Consider the following 21,822-nt stretch of genomic DNA (forward strand, 5'->3'; position numbering starts at 1 on the left):
TTTAAGATTTAAAAACGATATGCTTAAAATGGAAGCTTCAAACACATCAAAATATAGGTGTAACAATTATATTTTCTCTACTTGCATATAGTTTAACTCTAATGGTGTTTTTCTTCCAAAAATCTTAACCATTACTTCTAACTTACGCTTCTCCTCATTAACTTTTTCGACAGTACCGTCAAAACCATTAAAAGGACCATCAATTACTTTTACTGTTTCACCAGTGTTAAAAGGAATTGCAATATTTTCATCTTTTACAGAAAGTTCATCAACTTTTCCTAACATCCTGTTCACTTCAGATTTACGCATAGGTACTGGTTCACCACCTTTTGTTTCACCTAAAAAACCAATAACGCCTGTTACTGATTTTATCACGTGAGGTACTTCTCCTGCTAAATTAGCCTCTACCATTACATAACCTGGAAAATAAACTCTTTCTCTGTTAACTTTCTTTCCGTTTCTTACTTGAATAACTTTTTCTGTAGGAACGATAACTTTACTTACAAAATCAGACAAACCAAAACGAGCAATTTCTGTCTCGATGTAGGCTTTAACCTTATTTTCTTGACCACCAACTGCTCTTACCACATACCACTTCATTACTGAGTCAGCCATTATTAAAACATTTTAAAGAAATTATCTAATCCTGTTTGAAAAACTCTATCTATTCCTGCTACAAGTAAAGCAAAAACAATCGTAAATGCCGCAACTACAACAGTAGACTTTTGGGCTTCTTCACGAGAAGACCATGTCATATTTGTATTCAATTCTTCAAAAGAACCCTTGATGTACTCTATAAAGTTATTCATGTTGTTATTCTTTTAGCGAGCTATAATTTATCATTATAACTCGCTTTATTATGCACGGACGGAGAGATTCGAACTCCCGACACCTGGTTTTGGAGACCAGTGCTCTACCGCTGAACTACGCCCGTATTTTATTTTAAAAGGAGTCTCTCATTTAAGAGACTCCTTTTTTTTTATATTATTTATAAACTAATAAATTAGTCTAAAATTTCAGTAACCTGACCTGCACCTACTGTTCTACCTCCTTCACGGATAGCAAACTGTAAACCTAAGTTTAATGCAATTGGTTGAATTAAATCAACAGTAATAGTTAAGTTATCACCAGGCATAACCATTTCAACTCCTTCAGGTAAAACAATATTTCCTGTTACATCAGTAGTACGCACGTAAAACTGAGGGCGATAGTTATTATGGAATGGAGTGTGACGTCCACCTTCTTCTTTTTTCAATACATACACCTCAGCCTTAAACTTAGCATGTGGAGTTACAGATCCTGGCTTAACAATCACCATTCCTCTTTTAATATCTTCTTTAGCAATACCTCTTAATAAGATACCTGCATTATCTCCAGCCTCACCTCTATCTAAGATTTGACGGAACATTTCAATACCAGTAACAGTAGAAGTTAACTTCTCAGTACCCATACCTATAATTTCAACAGGGTCTCCAGAATTGATAATCCCTGTTTCAATACGACCAGTTGCAACAGTACCACGACCAGTAATAGAGAATACATCTTCAATTGGCATTAAGAAATCCTTTTCAGTTTCTCTTAAAGGCTCTTCAATCCAAGCATCAACAGCAGCCATTAATTCTAAAACAGTGTTAACCCATTTCTCTTCACCATTTAAAGCTCCTAAAGCTGAACCTGAAACCACAGGACCATTATCTCCATCATACTCATAGAAAGATAACAACTCTCTTACTTCCATTTCTACTAACTCAAGTAACTCCTCATCATCAACCATGTCAACTTTATTCAAGAAAACAACCATACGAGGAATACCTACTTGACGACCTAATAAAATGTGCTCACGTGTTTGTGGCATAGGACCATCAGTTGCAGCTACTACTAAAATAGCTCCATCCATTTGAGCAGCACCAGTTACCATGTTCTTTACGTAATCCGCGTGACCTGGACAGTCTACGTGCGCGTAGTGACGGTTCTGAGTTGCATATTCAACGTGAGAAGAGTTAATTGTAATACCTCTTTCTTTTTCTTCTGGTGCGTTATCGATTTGATCAAAATCTCTAGCTTCAGAGAATCCTGCATCAGCTAATACTTTTGTGATAGCAGCAGTTAATGTAGTTTTACCGTGATCTACGTGACCAATAGTACCAACGTTTAAGTGGGGCTTCGAACGATCGTAAGTTTCTTTTGCCATGATATTAATTTTAATTCTTTAGTTAAATATATTTAGTATTACTTTAAAATCCTTTTTCAAAAAAACCCTAAAAAAAGAGCCAATGATCGGATTTGAACCGATGACCTCATCCCTACCAAGGATGCGCTCTACCAACTGAGCTACACCGGCGTGGATAATTTCAGAGCGAAAGACCAGGTTCGAACTGGCGACATTCAGCTTGGAAGGCTGACGCTCTACCAACTGAGCTACTTTCGCACATTTTCAAAACCTTCAATCAAGAATTAAAAGTTGAAGTTCAACATACTGACTGATTAAATTTTAAAAAAGTGGGGAGAGCAGGATTCGAACCTGCGAAGTCGTAAAACAACGGAGTTACAGTCCGTCCCAGTTGGCCGCTTTGGTATCTCCCCTTGGTATTTTATTATATTAATGAACTTTATCTTTTTATTGAGCCAATGGAGGGACTCGAACCCACGACCTGCTGATTACAAATCAGCTGCTCTAGCCAGCTGAGCTACATCGGCTTTTAATTGTCAATAAAAAACAATCCGCTATTTCTAACGGATTGCAAATATATGAAGTAATTTCTATATTCTAAAGCTTTTCTTCAAAAACTTTTAATTTTTTTATTAAACTAAAACAGTTCGCTGCTTTTCTTTTGACTTCTTTAAGCTTCTTTTTAAAGAGTCAATAGCAATGTTTACACCTTCTTCAAAGGTTTTTGTTTGTTTCTTGACCATCAATTCGTCTCCTGGAATATTTATTTTGATCTCAGTGATTTTATTTTCCTTTTCACTAGTTTTCTGTACTTTTAAATAAACTTCTACATCAACTATTTTATCATGGAACTTTTCTAAACCTTCAATTTTCTTTTCAATGTAATCAATCAAGCTTTTATCTGCTGTAAAGTTTACTGACTGTGTGAATACTTTCATAATTTTTCCAATCTTTAATTTGACTCTCTAGGATGAGCCTTGTTATACACTTTTTTTATCTGCTCCAAGCTATTATGCGTATATACTTGGGTAGAGGCTAAACTTGAATGCCCTAGTAATTCTTTAACCGAATTTAACGACGCACCGTTATTTAGTAAATGTGTCGCAAAAGCATGCCTTAATATATGTGGGCTTTTCTTTGCTTTGGTTGACACCCTACTAAAGTACATATTTATTATTCGATACACAAGTTTTTCATAAATTTTACCCCCTTTTTCAGTTATTAGAAGTGCTTCCTCTTTTTCTAACTCATAGCTTCTTTTTAAAATCAAGTACTTATTTAAGGTTTCCAACACTGTTGATAGCAACATTATATAACGTTCTTTATTTCTTTTACCTAGCACCTTTATTACTTTTTTACTAAAATCAATATCTTTTTCTTTGATATTAATTAATTCTATTCTTCTCATTCCTGTTGAATAAAGCAATTCCACAATTAGTTTATTTCTTACGGATTCAAAATCTGTATCTTCACTTAAAATAGCAATTACCTCTTGTACTTCGTTTGTATCAAAAGGGGTTTGTATTTTCTGCTGTACTTTTAAGGCTTTATGTTTTGCTAATGGGTTCAGTTCAATTTCTTCTATTTTTTGAAGAAAATTATAAAAAGTTTTTAAAGAACTTATTTTTCTATTTACACTTCTATTAGATATATTCTGATTAACAAGTGAAACTATCCAACTTCTTATTTGATTATAATGAATTGTTGTTAATTCTTCTTGATCAAATTCTGTGATACAAAAATCTTTGAATGCTGTTAAATCTATACAGTAAGCGTTAATTGTATTTTTAGAATAATTTTTCTCGTGTTCTAAATATCTTAAAAAAGCGGTTATCAACATTTATCATATGTATTTATGAAAAATAAAGGTACAAAAAAAACCTGCATTGAAATTAATCAATACAGGTTTTATGTGATTAGTAAGTTATTTCTAGCTTACTTCTTCTTTCGTTCTTAATCCTTGAACGTAAGAGGCTTTCTTAAGTTGAGCACGTTTAACAACAGACGGTTTATTGAACTGTTTTTTATCACGCAATTGTCTTAAAATTTTTACATCTCTAAACTTTCGCTTGTAACGTTTTAACGCTCTATCGATATTCTCTCCTTCTTTAATTGGAATAATTAACATATATTAGCACCTCCTTTCATTGTAGTCTCTAAATTTTTATTTTTAGGACTGCAAATGTACTGAGTCTTATTTTAATTAACTATTATTTTTTTATTTATTTTCAAGTTTATCACTGCATTAGCGATTGAAACGGCATCCTTTTTTATTTTTCATAAAAAAGATATAGTGTAAAGCGCGACCTGCAAGGGAATGCCCAAAATCAATTTAATATAAAAAATTAAGTCGCTGGTTTATATTCTTTCTTATCAATTATCATTTTAGCGATAATTTCTTTTAAAATTTCAGAAGTACCACCACCAATAGGACCTAAACGACTATCTCGTAATAAACGAGCTAACGGATATTCTTCCATATAACCATAACCACCTAATAATTGCAATGCATCATAAATAACCTCATCTGCCATTTTAGTAGATAACATTTTAGTCATACTTGCTTCTTTTACAACGTAATCACCTCCATTTAGTCTTTTTGCAATAGAATAATTATATTCTCTACACATATCAACTTTTGAAGCCATTTCTGCTACTTTATGTCGTAAAGCCTGAAATTGATCTAAAGTTTTACCAAAAGCTTCTCTTTCGCTCATGTATTTTAATACATAATCTACGGCATATTCAGCTCTTGCATGTGCATTAATTGCCATAATCAAACGTTCTGAAGCAAAATGTTGCATTATATAAGGAAAACCTTTTCCTTCTTCTCCCATTAAATTTTCAGCAGGAATCACTACATTATCAAACGCAATTTCTGCGGTATCAGAAGCTCTCCATCCTAATTTATCTAGTTTTGTTGCCGAAATTCCTGGTGTATCTCTATCTAAAATAAAAATACTCATTCCTTTATGCTTGTCTTCAAGATTTGTTTTAGCAGCAACTACTAAATAATCAGAATATACTCCGTTTGTAATAAATGTTTTTGATCCATTAATTACATAAGTATCTCCTTTTTTAACTGCAGTAGTTCTCATACCTGCTACATCACTTCCACCGAAAGGTTCTGAAATACATAAACAACCTATTTTATCACCATTAATACTTGGCGTTAAATATGCTTTTTTAATTCTATCATCTCCTTCTTCATTTAAATGTGTCATTGCTAAATAAGCATGTGCCCACATATTCGCTGCAAATCCTCCTGAATTTATTTTTTGTAATTCTTCTAAAAAAATTACAGTATAAAAAAGATCTAAACCTAAACCACCATACTCTTCTGGTTGATTTAATCCAAAATAGCCCATTTCACCGAATTTCTTCCAAATAAAACGTTCTACAGCTCCATCCTTTTCCCATTTATTTATATGAGGAACTACTTCTTTTTGTAAAAAGTCTTTAAAACTTTCACGAAAAAAATCATGCTCTTCAGTAAAGTACATACTATTCATAATTTATATGCTTTTTATTTTTTATCTATTCTGCTTTCAAATATAAAACTATTCTATCATATTTATCAATTGGAAAATTATCTATATTTTTTATTTCTGATATATCTTGAAGTTCAGCTACCTCATCTCTATATTCAAAAATCTTTTTACAAAGTTCATAATCAATATTTGGAATCTTTAATATCGCTTTAAAACTAGCAGTATTTATGTTGATTTTTTTAATTATTGATTTTTCTATTTCTGATGAAATTTCTGTTGAAAAACTCACGTTAGAAAAATTAGAAGAAGAAAATGAAGTCACTTTCTTATTTTTTGCTAATAACTTATTTCGTTTTACAACCCAATCTGGAAATTTAAAATATGGCGAAATTTCATTTAATAAACTATCTGATATTCTTGTAATTTGCTGAAATTCTTTAACTGAATTAACAAATTTTCGTTGTTTACGGTATTCATGTAATCTATCCATTTCTTGAATACTCATTCCTAATTTACCTCCTTTAAAATCGGTAATATAATTAGGGTTGAAAGGAAATATTTTTGGTTTTATATTTTCTAAAGCGATTATTTTTAAACTATCTATTTGCTTTTGAAAATAACTTATTTCTGATGAGTTTGTGTTTATTATTTTATCCGAAGAAAAATCAACATAAAAATAAACAAACTGAAGTATCAATATAATTGAAACTAAAAATAAAACCCCATTTCTTTGGCGTTTGTTATACCAGAAATGGGGTTTAAATAAATTCATTATTTATATTTTATGCATTTTTTAAGATGCTTTTCTGGCTTTTATTGCGTCTAAATAAATTGTTAATTCTTCTTTTACCTTAGGATATAAGAAAAATAAACCAATAACGTTTGGTACTGCCATTGCAAAAATCATTGCATCAGAAAAATCTGTTACTGCACCTAAACTTGCTGCAGAACCAATGATTACGAATAAACAAAATAAGATTTTATAAGCATAATCAGCTGCTTTAGAACGACCGAATAAAAACATCCATCCTTGTAAACCGTAATAAGACCAAGATAACATTGTTGAAAAAGCAAATAATACTACTGCGATTGTTAAAATGTAAGGAAACCAAGGTAATACCGAAGCAAATGCTTTTGATGTAGCTAAAACTCCATCTGGTGATTTTGTACCGTATGTCATAACACTTCCATCGCTGTTTGTAATAATAATTACTAAGGCTGTCATAGTACAAACTACTACAGTATCAATAAAAGGCTCTAATAAAGCTACTAAACCTTCAGATGCTGGATATTTTGTTTTTACTGCTGAATGGGCAATTGCTGCTGAACCAACTCCTGCTTCATTAGAAAAAGCTGCTCTTTGAAACCCAATAATTAAGACTCCTAATATACCTCCTGAAATACCTTTTGCATTAAATGCTCCGTCCCAAATTTGACCGAATGCATTTCCTATTAAAGAAAAATTAGCTGCTAAAATAACAACAGCTGCTAAAACATAAATACCTACCATAAATGGTACAATTTTCTCTGTAATATTTCCAATTCTTTTAATTCCTCCAATAATTACAACACCTACTAAAATAGACATTACAACTCCAAATGTTAAAGCAGTTGACAAATCATTCGATCCAATCATACTACCAAACTGTTGCGCTGCCTGATTTGCTTGAAACATATTACCTCCACCAAAAGAACCACCAACAACCATAATAGCAAAAAGAACTGCTAATACTTTACCTAAAGTGCTTTTACCAACATCGGCTAAACCTTTTCGTAAATAATACATTGGTCCACCGTAAATTGTACCATCTTCTCCAACATCTCTATACTTTACTCCTAAAGTACATTCAACAAATTTTGAAGACATTCCTATTAAACCTGCAATAACCATCCAAAAAGTTGCTCCTGGACCTCCTAAAGATAAAGCCACAGCTACACCAGCAATATTTCCTAAACCTACAGTTCCTGAAAGCGCTGCTGTTAAAGCCTGAAAGTGAGAAACCTCTCCATCTGCTCCTTCTACTCTAATTGTTTCAATCGCATCACCAGCTGGTGTTGGATCTCCTGCCATTATATCTGAAGTGACATGATCAATATCATCATATTTTCCTTTAACAATATTTATAGAAGTTGGAAACAATCTAATATTTACAAATTTGAATAAAATAGTAAATATTAATCCTGACATTAATAACATTATTATTACCAATGGCATTTTTACACCTCCACCTAATTCAATAGAGTAAAAAACAAAACTACCCCAAGCATCAGCAACAGGTTTGAATCCTTCATTTATCTTTTCAGCTAAACCTTTTTCTTGTGCGAATGTTAACATCGGTGTTATTAGTAATAACAGCGAAAGAAGTCTTTTATTCATATAAATATATTAGTTTTTTTATTTGTTATCGCAATATCATAAAAAAATGTACTTTTAACAACTTTTAAGCGTTAAATGTAGTTTTTAAGTTAGTTTTTCTTTAAATCTCTGTAAATCTTCTTTAAATGACTTTGGATAAAAGTTTAAAATATTATTTGTCTTTGTTAAATCAAAACCTGTTCTAGCGGGTCTTACTGCTTTTTGATTTAATATTTTTGCTGTAATTGGCTTTATTAATGTTTTATCTAACTGAAATACCTCTGCTATTTGTTGTGCTATTTCGTAAATACTTAAAAGTGTTTTTGATGAAACATTAAAAATCCCTATAGCTTTTTTATCAATCGCTAATTTACATACTAATGCCAAGTCTTCCACATAAGTTGGCATTCGATATTGGTCATTAACAATGGTAATTTCTTTTTTATCTTCTAAGGATTTTTTTACCCAAAGTACAATATTACTTCGTGACATATCGAAAACCTTTCCATATACCAAAATAGTTCTAAGGATTGTATAATCAATTTTAGATGCCGTTAAAATATTCTCTGATTTCAATTTAGAAATACCATAATAACTTAATGGATTTGGCGTATCGGTTTCTTTATAAGGACCATTTTCACCATCAAAAATAAAATCTGTTGATAAATGAATTAAGTGCGTATTATTATCGGCTGAAAATATTTTTAAGTTTTCAACAACATCAATATTTAAAATATCACAGGCTGTTTTATTATCTTCACAAGCGTCAACGTTTGTCATTGCAGCCGTATTTACAATAATATCTGGCTGATATTCTTTTAAGTTTTTTAATACGTTTTTTTCATCTGTAATATCAATAGAAACATATTCAAAATCATTTCTTCCACTTCTATTTTCTCCTCGAGAAAAACCAATTACTTGATATTTTTCTTTTTCTTCTAATAATAAATTAACTAAACTTTGCCCTAACAATCCATTAGTTCCTGTAATAATTACTTTTTTCATTTCGTTTTTCATTAAAATAATTCTCTTAGTTTAATTATTTGTTCAGGACGACCTAAAACGATTAAGTTTCCTCCAGCTTTAAGACTTAAAGAAGCTTCAGGATTGATAATATATTCTTTATTTTTTGTATGATACCCAATAACAGTACAGCCTGTTTTTTTTCGTATATCTAAATCTAAAATAGTTCTATTCAAATATTCTTTTGGTAAGTTGTCAATCTTTATTTCTTCTAAATTTGCTGTTGTATCACCTTCTATTGTTAGTCTATCTACAAACTCGATAACATCAGGAGTAACTACTAAAGATGCCATATGTGCGCCTCCTAATTTATCAGGCATAATTACATTATCCGCCCCTGCAATTTTAAGTTTACTACAAGAAGATTCTTCTGAAGCTCTACTTATTATTTTACATTTTTTATTTAACTGACTTGCCGTTAATACCACAAATAAATTATCTGCATCCGAAGGTAAAACTGTTATTAAATAATCTGCATTTAAAATTCCAGCTTTTAGTAATGCCTCATCGGTTGTAGCATCTCCTTGAATATTTAATATTTCATTTTCATCTAATTCTTTAATAATATCTTCATACTTTTCTATGACTACTAACTTTTTCTTATAGCTATATAATTTTGAAATTGCTTGTTTTCCGTTTCTACCATATCCACAAACAATAGTGTGTCCTTTTAATTTTTCTATTTTTTTTTGCACTTTTTTTATTTTTAGCTGATCAAAAAATTGCCCACTTATTAAATATTCTGAAAACAAAGAAACAGCATATCCAAAAATAAATAAACTTGATAATATTAAACCAATAGTAAATATTTTTTCTCCAATTCCAAACGGATGAACCTCACCAAAACCAATTGTGGTAATGGTAATTATAGTCATATATAAAGCATCAATAAAAGAATAATCAAACAAAATTAAATACCCGCCTACTCCTATTGATAAAATAAGTACAGAAAAAAAGATTGCCTTATATAATCTTGATTTAAACATCGCTTTTATCATAAATCAAAAACAGATGTTCTTTTAGTATAAATCATATCTTTTAATTTCAATAAAAATGCTAATGTTAAATACACACCAAATGATAAACCTACCGTTACAAACGATATATAAATAAAAAATAAACGCACATTAGTTGCTCGCATTCCTAATTTATCAGCAAGCCGAGAAGATACATCAAAACCATGTCGTTCAAAAAAATGACGTACACCATGAATAAGTTTCATATTAATTACTTTTAGTTGCAAGATACCAAATTACAATCATTTGTTTATAACATCAGCTTCAAAATAAAGATGGTTTCTGTAACTTTGCTTTTCTGGTAAAAAACGCACTTTGAAAGAACAAGAATACATAGAAGTATACGGAGCTAGGGCTCACAACTTAAAAAACATTGATGTTAAAATTCCTCGTGAAAAACTTGTTGTTATTACAGGACTAAGCGGAAGCGGAAAATCATCCTTAGCTTTTGATACTATTTATGCAGAAGGACAACGTAGATATATTGAAACTTTTTCGGCATATGCGCGTCAGTTTTTAGGCGGATTAGAAAGACCCGATGTCGATAAAATTGATGGTTTATCGCCAGTTATTGCTATCGAACAAAAAACTACGAATAAAAGTCCACGTTCAACAGTAGGAACAATTACAGAAATTTATGATTTTTTGCGATTACTTTTTTCTCGTGCCTCGGATGCTTACTCCTATAATACCAACGAAAAAATGGTCAGTTATTCTGATGAACAAATCAGAAAATTGATTTTAAAAGATTTTAACGAAAAACGTATAGCTGTTCTTGCGCCTTTAATTAGAGCCAGAAAAGGACATTATCGTGAACTTTTTGAGCAAATAGCCAAACAAGGTTTTGTTAGAGTTCGTGTTGATGGCGAAATAAAAGAAATTGTTAAAGGAATGAAACTAGACAGATACAAAACTCACGATATTGAAGTGGTTATTGATCGTTTAGTTATCAATGAAAAATCAGAAAAACGCTTAGAAGAAACCATTAAAACTGCCTTATATACAGGTAATAATATTTTAATGGTTATTGATGTTGATGCTGTTCATATTGATGATAAACCACGTTATTTTAGTCGTGAATTAATGTGTCCTAGTACAGGAATCGCATATCCAAACCCTGAACCAAATTCGTTTTCATTTAATTCTCCAAGAGGTGCTTGCGGCAATTGTAACGGACTTGGAATTACAGACGAAATCAATATAAAAAAATTAATTCCTGATGATAGCATTTCTATCAAAAATGGTGGAATTGTTCCTTTAGGAAATCAAAAAAGCAGTTGGATTTTTAAACAATTACAAACAATTGCCGACAGACATAATTTTAAACTTACCGATCCAATAAATAAAATTCCAGCAAATGCCTTGGAAATTATTTTACATGGTGGAAATGAAAAATTTGAAATAAATTCCAAAGAACTTGGTGTAACTCGAAATTATGAAATTGATTTTGAAGGAATTATCGCTTTTATAGAAAATCAATATAAAAATGCAGAAAGTACTACTATAAAACGATGGGCAAAAGACTTTATGGATGAAGTCACTTGCTCTGTCTGCCAAGGAAAAAGATTAAAAAAAGAAGCGCTTCATTTTAAATTCAATAATAAAAACATTAGTGATTTAGCTCAAATGGACGTGACCGAATTAGCAATTTGGTTTAAAGATATTGAAAGTAGTTTGTCAGAAAAACAATTAATAATTGCTAGTGAAATATTAAAAGAAATACGCACAAGAATTCAGTTTTTATTAGATGTTGGCTTAGATTATTTAACATTAGATAGAACTTCAAAATCATTATCTGGAGGCGAAGCACAGCGAATTCGATTAGCTACTCAAATTGGTTCGCAATTAGTTGGAGTTTTATATATTTTAGATGAACCAAGTATCGGTTTACATCAGCGTGATAATGAAAAACTGATTAAATCGCTTATAAAACTTCGTGATATCGGAAACTCAGTTTTAGTCGTTGAACATGACAAAGACATGATTGAACAAGCCGATTTTGTATTAGATATCGGTACAGGTGCAGGAATCCACGGAGGAGAAATTGTAAGTCAAGGAACTTTTGAAGATTTAAAATTACACAACACATTAACTGCCGATTATTTAACAGGAAGAAAAAAAATAGCCATCCCAACAGAACGAAGAAAAGGAAATGGGAATTTTATTAAACTTTCTGGAGCATCAGGAAATAATTTAAAAAATGTTACTGTTAAATTTCCTTTAGGACAAATGATTTGTGTTACAGGTGTTTCTGGAAGTGGAAAATCGACTTTAATTAATGAAACTTTATATCCTATTTTAAATGCTCATATTTATCGTGGTGTAAAAAAACCAATGCCTTATAAAAAAATTGAAGGCCTAGAACATATTGATAAAGTTATTGATATTGACCAATCTCCAATTGGTAGAACTCCTCGTTCAAATCCTGCAACATATACGGGTACATTTGGCGAAATTAGAAGTTTATTTGCTAAAACTCCCGAAGCCGCTATTAGAGGTTATAAACCTGGGCGTTTTAGTTTTAACGTAAAAGGCGGACGTTGTGAAACCTGTCAAGGTGGCGGAGTTAGAGTTATCGAAATGAACTTTTTACCTGATGTTAACGTAACTTGTGAAACTTGTCAAGGAAAACGATTTAACAGAGAAACCTTAGAAATTCGATATAAAGGAAAATCAATTGCTGATATTTTAAATATGACTATTAATGAAGCTACCGATTTCTTTGAATTGATTCCTAAAATACATCGAAAGTTAAAAACAATTAAAGATGTTGGTTTAGGATATATCACCTTAGGACAACAATCAACAACGCTTTCTGGTGGAGAAGCACAGCGTATTAAATTAGCTTCGGAATTATCAAAAAGAGATACAGGAAATACTTTTTATATTTTAGATGAACCTACTACTGGCTTACATTTTGAAGATATTCGTGTTTTAATGAACGTACTAAATAAACTTGCAGACAAAGGAAATACCGTGCTAATTATCGAACATAATATGGATGTTATTAAACTTGCAGATTATATTATTGATATCGGTATGGAAGGCGGTAAAAATGGTGGAGAAGTTTTAGTTACTGGAATCCCTGAAAAAATAGCCAAACATAAAACAAGCTATACAGCTAAATTTCTAAAAAAAGAATTAAAATAATATAAAAACACCTTGTTTTTGTTAATAAAATGTTAACAAAAATAGGGTCATCCCTATTTTTATCGGGTTAACCCTAAGTATGATTTAGGGGTATTGGGTATTGCCATCGCATTTTTTTTGATTTAGATTTACATGTGAAAAATTAGTTTTTACAGTATCTCTTATGAAAAAAGAAAAAAAATCAGTATTAATTATAGATAATTGTCCTTTAATATGTGAAGCATATAAAAGTATTATTAATACTATAAATAAGAAAAAACCATATCAACTAGAATTAAATATAGCATACTGTATTGAAAATGCTTATGAGATAATTAATCAATTTATAAAAAACGGGATTATTCTCGACTTAATTGTTTTAGAATTAAAATCTCCTCAAGAAAACAAAAAAATATACGGAGAAGATTTAGCTAATACAATCAAAATAAAATTACCTAATACTAAAATTATCATATCAACAACTTCTGGTGACAATTTTAGAATACATTCTATTTTTAAAACAATAAACCCTGATGGGTTTATACTTAAAAAAGATTTAACTTCTACCGTATTTAAAAGAGCTATTAACTCTGTTTTAAATAATATTCCTTTTTACAGTGCTTCTATTTTAAAACTTTTAAGAAAAGAAGTTTCATCTAACTTTTTACTTGATGGTATGGATAGAAAAATTTTATATGAACTTTCAATAGGATCCAGAATGAAAGATATGCCAAATTATATTCCTTTATCTGTAGCAAGTATCGAAAAAAGAAAATATCAATTAAAAAAAGCATTTAATGTAACAGAAAAAGGTGATAGAGAACTTATATTAATAGCTAAAGAAAAAGGGTTTATATAGAATTACGGTTTCCCCCTACTTTTATTATGGTTTTTTACATTCTTTTTGAGAATTAAAAAAATAGATTTGGAAAGTAAAATAGTTATTCTAAAAAACATCTTTTGAAAGACACATTAATTAATTTAGTTCAAAAATTATTAAAGAAAAATAAAATCCCTTTTGATAAAGAAGAGCTCTCTTTTCAAATACAAAGCCATCCTTCATACCCTAGTTTACATGCTGTAACAGGAGTATTAGATCATTTTAATATAGATAATGTTGCTGCTGATGTGCCTATAAATAAAGAAACATTAGCGCAGTTACCAAACTGCTTTATTGCTCAGATTAAAACAACTAATGATAAAAGTTTAGCTGTAATCGAGAAAGATAAAGCAGCATATAATATACATACTACTGAAAACAAAAAAGAGCGATTATCTGAAAATAATTTTCTTGAAAAATTTACAGGTATTATTGTAGCCGTAGAATTAACAGAAGAAAATATACTTGTAAAGAAAAACACAACAGTATCAAAAACAATAATATTAAGTTTTTTAGCTCTTTTATCGCTATTTATAGTATATAGAAATACGACTTCTTGGCAAGTTTTTATTTATTTATTATTATCAGTAACAGGAATTATAACCAGTATTGCTATTATAAAACAAGAACTAGGTTTAAAAACAGTTATTGGAACTGCTTTTTGTTCTGGAGCTGATGAAAAAAAAGATTGTGACGCTGTACTTACATCAAAAGGTGCTGAAATAATTAAAGGCTATAAATTAAGTGATTTTAGTATTTTATATTTTACTATCATAACTCTTTTAACTTTTATTCAAGTATCAAACCCTATTATATCGTACACTATTAGTTTAGTTGCTATTCCTGTTACATTATACTCAATATACTATCAATACGCAGTAATAAAAAAATGGTGTTTATTATGTTTAACTATTGTAGGAGTTTTGTGGTTACAAGCTTTAATACCAATAACTACAAACATCTATAATGACTATAGTTTTATAATTACAGATGCGATTGTTTTTAGCATAATAGTATTATCAACTTGCTTAATATGGAATTATATAAAACCTTTATTAACGGATATTCATCAATTAAAAATTGAAAAAATAGAGAGTGTAAAATTTAAAAGAAATTACACACTTTTTGAAAGTTTATTAGAAAAATCGCCACAATTAAACACTCAATTATCAAATACCAAAGAAATGGTTTTTGGTGATAAAAACTCAAATTTAGAAATTGTACTAATAACGAATCCTTTTTGTGGGCATTGCAAACCTGTTCATAAACATATTGAAGAAATATTACACAGGTATCATCAAAATGTAAAAATAATTACTCGTTTTAATATAAATTCAGAAAATAAAGAAGATAATTTACTTAAAATAACAACTAGATTATTAGAAATTTACGACAAGCAAGGTGAAAATATTTGTTTAAAAGCAATGTCTGAAATATATGAAGATGGAAATACAAAAGCTTGGTTACATAAATGGGGAAATTGTGCTGATGTCAATTATTATATTTCTGAATTAGAAAAAGGAAGTAATTGGAGTAAAGAAAATGCCATCAATTTTACTCCTGAAATATTAATAAATGGAAAATCTTTTCCTAAAGAATACAACAGAACAGATTTGATATTTTTTATTGAAGAGTTAGAAGAAAAAAGTCAAGAAGTAGCAATAACTTTATAAAGTACAAAAAAACAAAGCCCTAAAAAGGGCTTTGAATTAAACAATATTCTCTCACGAAGAATAGACATATAAATGAGTGTCTTTAAATGTTCACTGCAAAAATAACTTTATTAATTATAATAATGAAAAAATCAATTTTAAACTTAGGAAAAGCTTTAAACAAAACAGAACAAAAATTAGTTAATGGTGGAGGGCATCCTGGCTATGGTTCTTCACTAAGAAAAATACGTGAATGGTGTGCCAATTCTCCTTGTAGAAGATATACTCCTCAAACAGATGGTCTTTTTGAAACTTGTGTTGATAATTGCTCTTTATAATTTTTTAACATTAGAACAAAAAAGCCTTAATTATTTTAATTAAGGCTTTTAAAAAGTATCCATATCAAATATTTATTAAATAAATTCATTGAAAAAATTCCCAAACTACCAACAAACTGAATCCAAAGATTGTGGACCTACTTGTATAAAAATCATATCTAAACATTATGGTAAAACAATTAATACCCAACAATTACGAAGTTTAAGTGAAACAACTCGAGAAGGAAGTAGTTTGCTTGGACTGAGTGATGCTGTTGAATCTATGGGGTTTAAATCTTTAGGAATTAAACTCGCTTTTAACAAACTTAAAGAAGCTCCTTTACCCTGTGTTTTACACTGGAATAAAAACCATTATGTGGTTCTTTATAAGATAAAAAAAGATACTGTATATATTTCTGATCCTGCACACGGGCTTATTACTTTTACAAAAGAAGAGTTTATACAAAGTTGGATTGGTAATAATGCTGATGAAAACACCGAAGAAGGAATTGCCTTATTAATAGAACCAACACCAAAATTTTATCAAGAAGAATTTGAAGAAGACGAGAAATTTGGATTTTCATTTATATTCAAATACTTATTCAAATACAAAAAATTTATAATTCAATTAATTATCGGGCTTTTAGCGGGTAGTTTATTACAATTAATTCTTCCTTTTTTAACACAAAGTATTGTTGATGTTGGTATTAAAAATCAAGATTTAAATTTTATATATCTTATTCTTTTCGCTCAATTATTTCTATTTGTAGGAAAAGCTTCTTTAGAAATTATTCGTAGCTGGATTTTATTACATTTAAGTACACGTATAAATATTTCATTAATTTCTGATTTTTTCATCAAATTAATGAAACTCCCTATCTCCTATTTCGATGTGCGAATGACGGGAGATTTATTACAAAGAATAAACGATCATAAGCGTATTGAAAGAATATTAACCACTTCTTCTTTAACCGTATTATTTTCATTTTTCAACTTAATTATTTTCAGTTTAGTATTAGGATATTACAGTTTACAAATATTTGGAGTCTTTGTAATAGGAAGTTTTTTATACTTCGGATGGGTTTTATTTTTCTTCAAAAAACGAAAAGAATTAGACCATAAACAGTTTTCACAAGTAAGTCAAGAACAAAGTAAAGTGATTGAACTTATTAACGGAATGCAAGAAATTAAACTTCATAATGCTGAAAGACGCATGCGTTGGAACTGGGAATATGTACAAGCTCGGTTATTTAAAGTAGCTACTAAAAGTTTAGCTTTAGAGCAAACTCAAAGTGTAGGTTCTAATTTTATTAATGAACTTAAAAATATGTTCATTACTATTTTATCAGCAAAATTGGTGATTGATGGTGAAATTACTTTAGGTATGATGATGGCAATTAGTTACATCGTAGGTCAATTAAACGGACCAATTACGCAACTGATTAACTTTATGCGTGATGTTCAAGATGCTCAAATATCTATTGACAGGTTAGGCGAAATTCATAATATGGAAGATGAAGAAAAGCCTAGCGATGAAAAAATGACACATATTCCTGAAAATTCAACAATCAAATTAAACAATATTTCATTCAGATATACAGGAGGATTAGAACCCGTACTTCATAATTTATCCTTAGAAATCCCTGCAAATAAAACCACGGCAATTGTTGGTGCTAGTGGTAGTGGAAAAACTACTTTAATGAAATTATTACTCGGTTTTTATCAAGTAAATGACGGAGATATTATCGTTGATAATTTTAATCTAAAAAATATTTCTCAAAAAAAATGGCGAAAAAACTGTGGCGTAGTTATGCAAGAGGGCTATATTTTTAATGATTCTATTGCTAAAAATATTGCCGTAGGAGAAGATTACGTTGATAAAGAAAAATTAGCTCATGCTATAAATGTGGCTAATATTTCAGATTATATCGATGGACTTCCTTTAGGATATAACACAAAAATAGGAAGTGAAGGCAACGGATTAAGTACTGGGCAAAAACAACGTTTGTTAATTGCTAGGTCAGTTTATAAAAACCCTAAATTTTTATTTTTTGATGAAGCTACCTCTGCCCTAGATGCAAATAATGAAAAAGTAATTATGGGAAAACTTAACAAGTTTTTTGCTGACAAAACAGCGGTTGTAATTGCACACAGATTAAGTACGGTTAAAAATGCACATCAAATTGTGGTATTAGACAAAGGAAAAATCATAGAAAAAGGAACTCATGAAGAACTTATTAAACTAAATGGTAGTTATTATCATTTGGTGAAAAATCAGTTAAATTTGGGTAAATAATATATAAAAAATTCTCTCGCGGAGAATAGACACAAACCTTGAGTGTCTTTAAATTTTCAAGGATTTAATCAAATTTAAATTATTTTAAAATGAAAAAATCAATTTTAAACTTAGGGAAAGCTTTAAACAAAACGGAACAGAAAAATGTTAATGGAGGATATGTACCAACTCCTTTCCAATTTTGCTGTACTAGAACACAAGGATTTTGGATTAACAACTATCCTTTTATAGGTGAAGATCCAGATTATATCTGTACGAGAGATGTCTGTTCAAATAATAATAATCCTTGGTAAAATGAAAAAATCAATTTTAAACTTAGGAAAAGCTTTAAACAAAGTGGAACAAAAAAATGTTAATGGTGGTGGTACAAGAGGCTGGAAGAAATGTATTTCAGATAAATCTAAGGTGAGCGAGTGCTATGCTTCAGGTGGATCTTTTAATTATGATAATTGTTCTTGTTCTCACTAATAGATCAAGAAACATTCATTTAAATAATAAAGAAATATAAATACGTAGCAAAAAAGTGATAGACACAAACCTTGAGTGTCTTTAAATTACCAAGGATTTAATCAAATTTAAATTATTTTATGAAAAAATCAATTTTAAACTTAGGGAAAGCTTTAAACAAAGCAGAACAGAAAAATGTTAACGGAGGAGGTTTACCTGGATCACCAGGTGTTGGAACTGACGAGTCATATGTAGGAGCTTGCGTAGATAAATGTAACAAGAATTATCCAAATAGTAGTACCTGTTTAAATATCTGTTCTAGTTACTATGACTTAAACCCTTACCCTAGACAGTAAAATTTCAATATCATATAAAAAAAGGAGGAATAAACACCTCCTTTTTCAAATTACTTATAATAATACATGCCACAAAATAATCAAGAAATAGAAATACGTAGCGAAGAAGTACAAGAAATATTAAACAAAGTACCTAATTGGATGATTCGCTGGGGAAACACCTTATTTTTAGGGCTTATTATTATGCTATTATTTATCACTTGGTTTGTTAAATATCCTGATATTATTTCTTCACAAGTAATGGTTACCACCTCTTTTCCTCCTGAAAAAATATATGCAAAATCCACAGGACAATTTGAAGTTTTTTTAACCAATGAAGCTCAAATTGTTTCTAAAAATGAAATACTCGCTGTTATAGAAAATAGTGCAGATTATAAAGATGTTTTACTTTTAAAAAGCATTGTCGATACCATTAATAGAAATCAAGAAATTTTTTCTTTTCCTATTGAAAAATTACCACCACTAGTTTTAGGAGATATTACCACTAGCTTTTCTCAATTTGAGAATGATTATTCTGAATATATTTTAAATGAAAAATTAGCACCTTATAAATCGGAAAGCTTTGCCAATAAAATGTCAGTTATTGAAGCAAAAGGACGTTTACAAATTTTATTATCTCAAAAAGACCTCAATAAAAGAGAATTAGAGTTTAAAGAAATAGATCTTAATCGAAGCAAAAAAATGTTTAATCAAGGCGTTATTTCTGCTAAAGAAAAAGAACAAAAAGAAATAGAATTATTACAATCTCGAAGAGCTTATAAAAGTTTAGAAGCTTCCATTTCACAAATTAGAGAGTTGATCAATAACTCTTCTAAAAATTTGAAAGGTACTTCTATAAAAAAAACACAAAATGATTCTCGCTTAAAAAAGAAAGCTATTCAATCATTTTTGTACTTAAAAAAATCACTAAAAGATTGGGAAAAACAATATGCTTTAACCAGTTCTATAAATGGTAAAGTATCTTTTTTATCTTTTTGGAATGCAAATCAAACAGTAAAAACAGGTGAATTAATTTTCACTATTATTCCTACTAAGGATAATTCTTATATCGGTAAAATAAAAGCACCTGCTGCAAACTCTGGAAAAATAAAAAAAGGGCAAAGAGTACAAATAAAACTACTAAACTATCCTTCTGATGAATTTGGTGAATTAAATGGGAAAATTCTTTCTATTTCACAAATTCCTGATGAAAAAGGTAATTATCTAATTGATGTTGAATTGCCACAAGATTTAAAAACTACTTACGGAAAAACAATTTATTTCAGACAAGAAATGAAAGGAACTGCCGATATAGTAACCGAAGATTTACGATTGATAGAACGTTTTTTCTATCAACTAAGAAATATTGTTAAATAAAAAATTCTCTCGCGAGCAATAGACACAAACCTTGAGTGTCTTTAAATTTTCAAGGATTTAATCAAATTTAATTAAATCAATTAAAATGAAAAATTCAATTTTAAACTTAGGGAAAGTTTTAAATAAAGCAGAACAAAAAGAAGTTAATGGTGGTCTTGCACGTTGTCATTTCGGTAAATTTCCAAATACAGGATGTTCTATTGGTTTTCTTTGTAGTTCAGACCACCGTAATGGTACTTGTGTTAGAGCTTTATAATACTTAAATTTAAAAAGTACTATAATAGGTTTTTAAAGAAAAAGACTTACTTCTGTTAAAAAACTAAAGTAAGTCTTTTTTACTTTTAAGCTGTGACATACTTTACTCTTTACAAAATTCATCAATTCTTCTAATCACATATAAAAACAATTAACAAGTTTTTTTTAATTAAAAAAAACATTTTTTTTACCTGTAGTATTATTAAAAAAAGTAAATTGGTTACTTAGACTTACTATGGTTTTAGTCTAATTTAATTGTTATTATAATTATTTTAAAAAAAATATTAAGATTATGAATCCGAATGATGATAGAAAAATACAAGAAAAATTACAACCAAAAACTTGGAACGAAATAAAAACAAACGACTCTTGGGCCATTTTTAAAATTATGGCTGAATTTGTTGAAGGTTATGAAAAATTAAGTAAAATAGGCCCATGTGTATCTATATTTGGTTCAGCCAGAACAAAACCAGAAGATAAATACTATAAACTTGCCGAAGAAGTTGCTTATAAATTAACTCAAAATGGTTTTGGTGTAATTACTGGCGGAGGACCTGGAATTATGGAAGCTGGTAACAAAGGAGCTAATCGTGGAAAAGGAGTTTCTGTTGGTTTAAATATTGATTTACCTTTTGAACAACACGATAATCCTTGGATTGATCAAGGGAAAAGTTTAGATTTCGATTACTTTTTTGTTCGTAAAGTAATGTTTGTAAAATACTCGCAAGGTTTTGTTGTTATGCCTGGTGGTTTTGGAACTATGGATGAATTATTTGAAGCTATTACTTTAATACAAACCAATAAAATTGGTCGTTTTCCTATTGTTTTAGTCGGAAAAAAATTCTGGAGTGGTTTATTAGATTGGATTAAAAACACCTTATTAGAAGAAGGAAATATCAGTGAAAAAGATTTAAATTTATTTAGACTTGTTGATACTGCCGATGAAGCAATTGATCATTTAAATAAGTTTTATGCGAAGCATCAATTAAAACCAAATTTCTAAAAATACTTAAAGCTCGTTGAATATTCAACGAGTTTTTTTATTTTCACATTTAAGTTGATTTTAAATTTGAAACAT

Annotated in this window: 23 protein-coding genes and 5 tRNA genes; 11 read left to right on the forward strand and 17 right to left on the reverse strand. The window is 29.6% G+C overall.

What is annotated here, in order from left to right; genetic code table 11:
- Positions 1-66 precede the first annotated feature (66 nt).
- From nusG to AB0T67_RS04745, 17 genes are all read right to left on the reverse strand, one after another.
- Positions 67-615 (reverse strand): transcription termination/antitermination protein NusG, encoded by a 549-nt coding sequence (gene nusG / locus AB0T67_RS04665; protein ID WP_271231573.1) that lies wholly within the window; start codon positions 613-615, stop codon positions 67-69.
- A 2-nt stretch (positions 616-617) separates the two neighbouring features.
- The gene (gene secE / locus AB0T67_RS04670) at positions 618-809 is read right to left on the reverse strand and encodes a preprotein translocase subunit SecE (protein WP_271231572.1); all 192 of its coding nucleotides are present in this window, start codon (positions 807-809) and stop codon (positions 618-620) included.
- A gap of 53 nt (positions 810-862) precedes the next feature.
- Positions 863-934: transfer RNA gene (locus AB0T67_RS04675), tRNA-Trp, on the reverse strand.
- 69 nt (positions 935-1,003) lie between these two features.
- Positions 1,004-2,191, reverse strand: coding sequence for an elongation factor Tu (gene tuf / locus AB0T67_RS04680; protein ID WP_369219355.1), 1,188 nt, complete (start codon positions 2,189-2,191; stop codon positions 1,004-1,006).
- A 77-nt stretch (positions 2,192-2,268) separates the two neighbouring features.
- A tRNA-Thr gene (locus tag AB0T67_RS04685) sits at positions 2,269-2,341 on the reverse strand.
- Between the two features lie 14 nt (positions 2,342-2,355).
- Positions 2,356-2,428 (reverse strand) — tRNA-Gly (locus AB0T67_RS04690).
- 72 nt (positions 2,429-2,500) lie between these two features.
- Positions 2,501-2,583: transfer RNA gene (locus tag AB0T67_RS04695), tRNA-Tyr, on the reverse strand.
- A 40-nt stretch (positions 2,584-2,623) separates the two neighbouring features.
- Positions 2,624-2,697: transfer RNA gene (locus AB0T67_RS04700), tRNA-Thr, on the reverse strand.
- Between the two features lie 105 nt (positions 2,698-2,802).
- On the reverse strand, positions 2,803-3,108 hold the full coding sequence (gene hpf, locus AB0T67_RS04705) for a ribosome hibernation-promoting factor, HPF/YfiA family (RefSeq protein WP_271231571.1): 306 nt from the start codon (positions 3,106-3,108) through the stop codon (positions 2,803-2,805).
- Positions 3,109-3,122: 14 nt separating this feature from the next.
- Positions 3,123-4,010 carry a tyrosine-type recombinase/integrase gene (locus AB0T67_RS04710; RefSeq protein ID WP_369219356.1) on the reverse strand — a complete coding sequence of 296 codons (888 nt, stop codon included), beginning with the start codon at positions 4,008-4,010 and terminating at the stop codon, positions 3,123-3,125.
- A gap of 90 nt (positions 4,011-4,100) precedes the next feature.
- Complete coding sequence (gene rpsU, locus AB0T67_RS04715; RefSeq protein ID WP_271231569.1) at positions 4,101-4,298, reverse strand: 30S ribosomal protein S21; 198 nt, start codon at positions 4,296-4,298, stop codon at positions 4,101-4,103.
- A gap of 217 nt (positions 4,299-4,515) precedes the next feature.
- A complete protein-coding gene (locus AB0T67_RS04720; protein ID WP_369219357.1) occupies positions 4,516-5,682 on the reverse strand; it encodes an acyl-CoA dehydrogenase family protein in 1,167 nt (388 codons plus the stop codon).
- A 25-nt stretch (positions 5,683-5,707) separates the two neighbouring features.
- Entirely contained in the window at positions 5,708-6,433 is a 726-nt protein-coding gene (locus AB0T67_RS04725; protein WP_369219358.1) for a ComEA family DNA-binding protein, read from the reverse strand.
- 21 nt (positions 6,434-6,454) lie between these two features.
- The gene (locus tag AB0T67_RS04730) at positions 6,455-8,038 is read right to left on the reverse strand and encodes an alanine/glycine:cation symporter family protein (RefSeq protein WP_271231566.1); all 1,584 of its coding nucleotides are present in this window, start codon (positions 8,036-8,038) and stop codon (positions 6,455-6,457) included.
- Between the two features lie 84 nt (positions 8,039-8,122).
- Positions 8,123-9,022 (reverse strand): SDR family oxidoreductase, encoded by a 900-nt coding sequence (locus AB0T67_RS04735; RefSeq protein WP_369219359.1) that lies wholly within the window; start codon positions 9,020-9,022, stop codon positions 8,123-8,125.
- 11 nt (positions 9,023-9,033) lie between these two features.
- Positions 9,034-10,026 (reverse strand): potassium channel family protein, encoded by a 993-nt coding sequence (locus AB0T67_RS04740; protein WP_369219360.1) that lies wholly within the window; start codon positions 10,024-10,026, stop codon positions 9,034-9,036.
- Between the two features lie 8 nt (positions 10,027-10,034).
- Positions 10,035-10,262: a PspC domain-containing protein gene (locus tag AB0T67_RS04745; RefSeq protein WP_271231563.1), complete on the reverse strand. Its 228-nt coding sequence runs from the start codon at positions 10,260-10,262 to the stop codon at positions 10,035-10,037.
- Between the two features lie 109 nt (positions 10,263-10,371).
- Here AB0T67_RS04745 and uvrA point away from each other — a divergent pair, with 109 nt between their 5' ends.
- The 11 genes from uvrA (at position 10,372) to AB0T67_RS04800 (ending at position 21,747) form a co-directional block, all read left to right on the forward strand.
- Positions 10,372-13,206: an excinuclease ABC subunit UvrA gene (gene uvrA / locus AB0T67_RS04750; protein ID WP_369219361.1), complete on the forward strand. Its 2,835-nt coding sequence runs from the start codon at positions 10,372-10,374 to the stop codon at positions 13,204-13,206.
- 163 nt (positions 13,207-13,369) lie between these two features.
- A complete protein-coding gene (locus AB0T67_RS04755; protein ID WP_369219362.1) occupies positions 13,370-14,044 on the forward strand; it encodes a response regulator in 675 nt (224 codons plus the stop codon).
- Positions 14,045-14,145: 101 nt separating this feature from the next.
- The gene (locus AB0T67_RS04760) at positions 14,146-15,738 is read left to right on the forward strand and encodes a vitamin K epoxide reductase family protein (RefSeq protein WP_369219363.1); all 1,593 of its coding nucleotides are present in this window, start codon (positions 14,146-14,148) and stop codon (positions 15,736-15,738) included.
- Positions 15,739-15,860: 122 nt separating this feature from the next.
- Positions 15,861-16,055, forward strand: a complete 195-nt coding sequence (locus AB0T67_RS04765) for a hypothetical protein (RefSeq protein WP_369219364.1) — start codon at positions 15,861-15,863, stop codon at positions 16,053-16,055.
- 88 nt (positions 16,056-16,143) lie between these two features.
- Positions 16,144-18,330 (forward strand): peptidase domain-containing ABC transporter, encoded by a 2,187-nt coding sequence (locus tag AB0T67_RS04770; protein WP_369219365.1) that lies wholly within the window; start codon positions 16,144-16,146, stop codon positions 18,328-18,330.
- 89 nt (positions 18,331-18,419) lie between these two features.
- A complete protein-coding gene (locus tag AB0T67_RS04775) occupies positions 18,420-18,623 on the forward strand; it encodes a hypothetical protein (RefSeq protein ID WP_369219366.1) in 204 nt (67 codons plus the stop codon).
- Positions 18,592-18,798 carry a hypothetical protein gene (locus AB0T67_RS04780; RefSeq protein WP_369219367.1) on the forward strand — a complete coding sequence of 69 codons (207 nt, stop codon included), beginning with the start codon at positions 18,592-18,594 and terminating at the stop codon, positions 18,796-18,798. The genes AB0T67_RS04775 and AB0T67_RS04780 overlap by 32 nt, the downstream gene beginning before the upstream one ends.
- A gap of 119 nt (positions 18,799-18,917) precedes the next feature.
- Positions 18,918-19,133 (forward strand): hypothetical protein, encoded by a 216-nt coding sequence (locus AB0T67_RS04785; protein WP_369219368.1) that lies wholly within the window; start codon positions 18,918-18,920, stop codon positions 19,131-19,133.
- 66 nt (positions 19,134-19,199) lie between these two features.
- Positions 19,200-20,489 carry an HlyD family secretion protein gene (locus tag AB0T67_RS04790; RefSeq protein ID WP_369219369.1) on the forward strand — a complete coding sequence of 430 codons (1,290 nt, stop codon included), beginning with the start codon at positions 19,200-19,202 and terminating at the stop codon, positions 20,487-20,489.
- 85 nt (positions 20,490-20,574) lie between these two features.
- Positions 20,575-20,745: a hypothetical protein gene (locus tag AB0T67_RS04795; protein WP_369219370.1), complete on the forward strand. Its 171-nt coding sequence runs from the start codon at positions 20,575-20,577 to the stop codon at positions 20,743-20,745.
- 291 nt (positions 20,746-21,036) lie between these two features.
- Positions 21,037-21,747, forward strand: a complete 711-nt coding sequence (locus AB0T67_RS04800) for an LOG family protein (protein ID WP_369219371.1) — start codon at positions 21,037-21,039, stop codon at positions 21,745-21,747.
- Positions 21,748-21,822 lie beyond the last annotated feature (75 nt).

The sequence above is a fragment of the Tenacibaculum salmonis genome (assembly GCF_041053065.1).
GTDB lineage: Bacteria > Bacteroidota > Bacteroidia > Flavobacteriales > Flavobacteriaceae > Polaribacter > Polaribacter pacificus_A.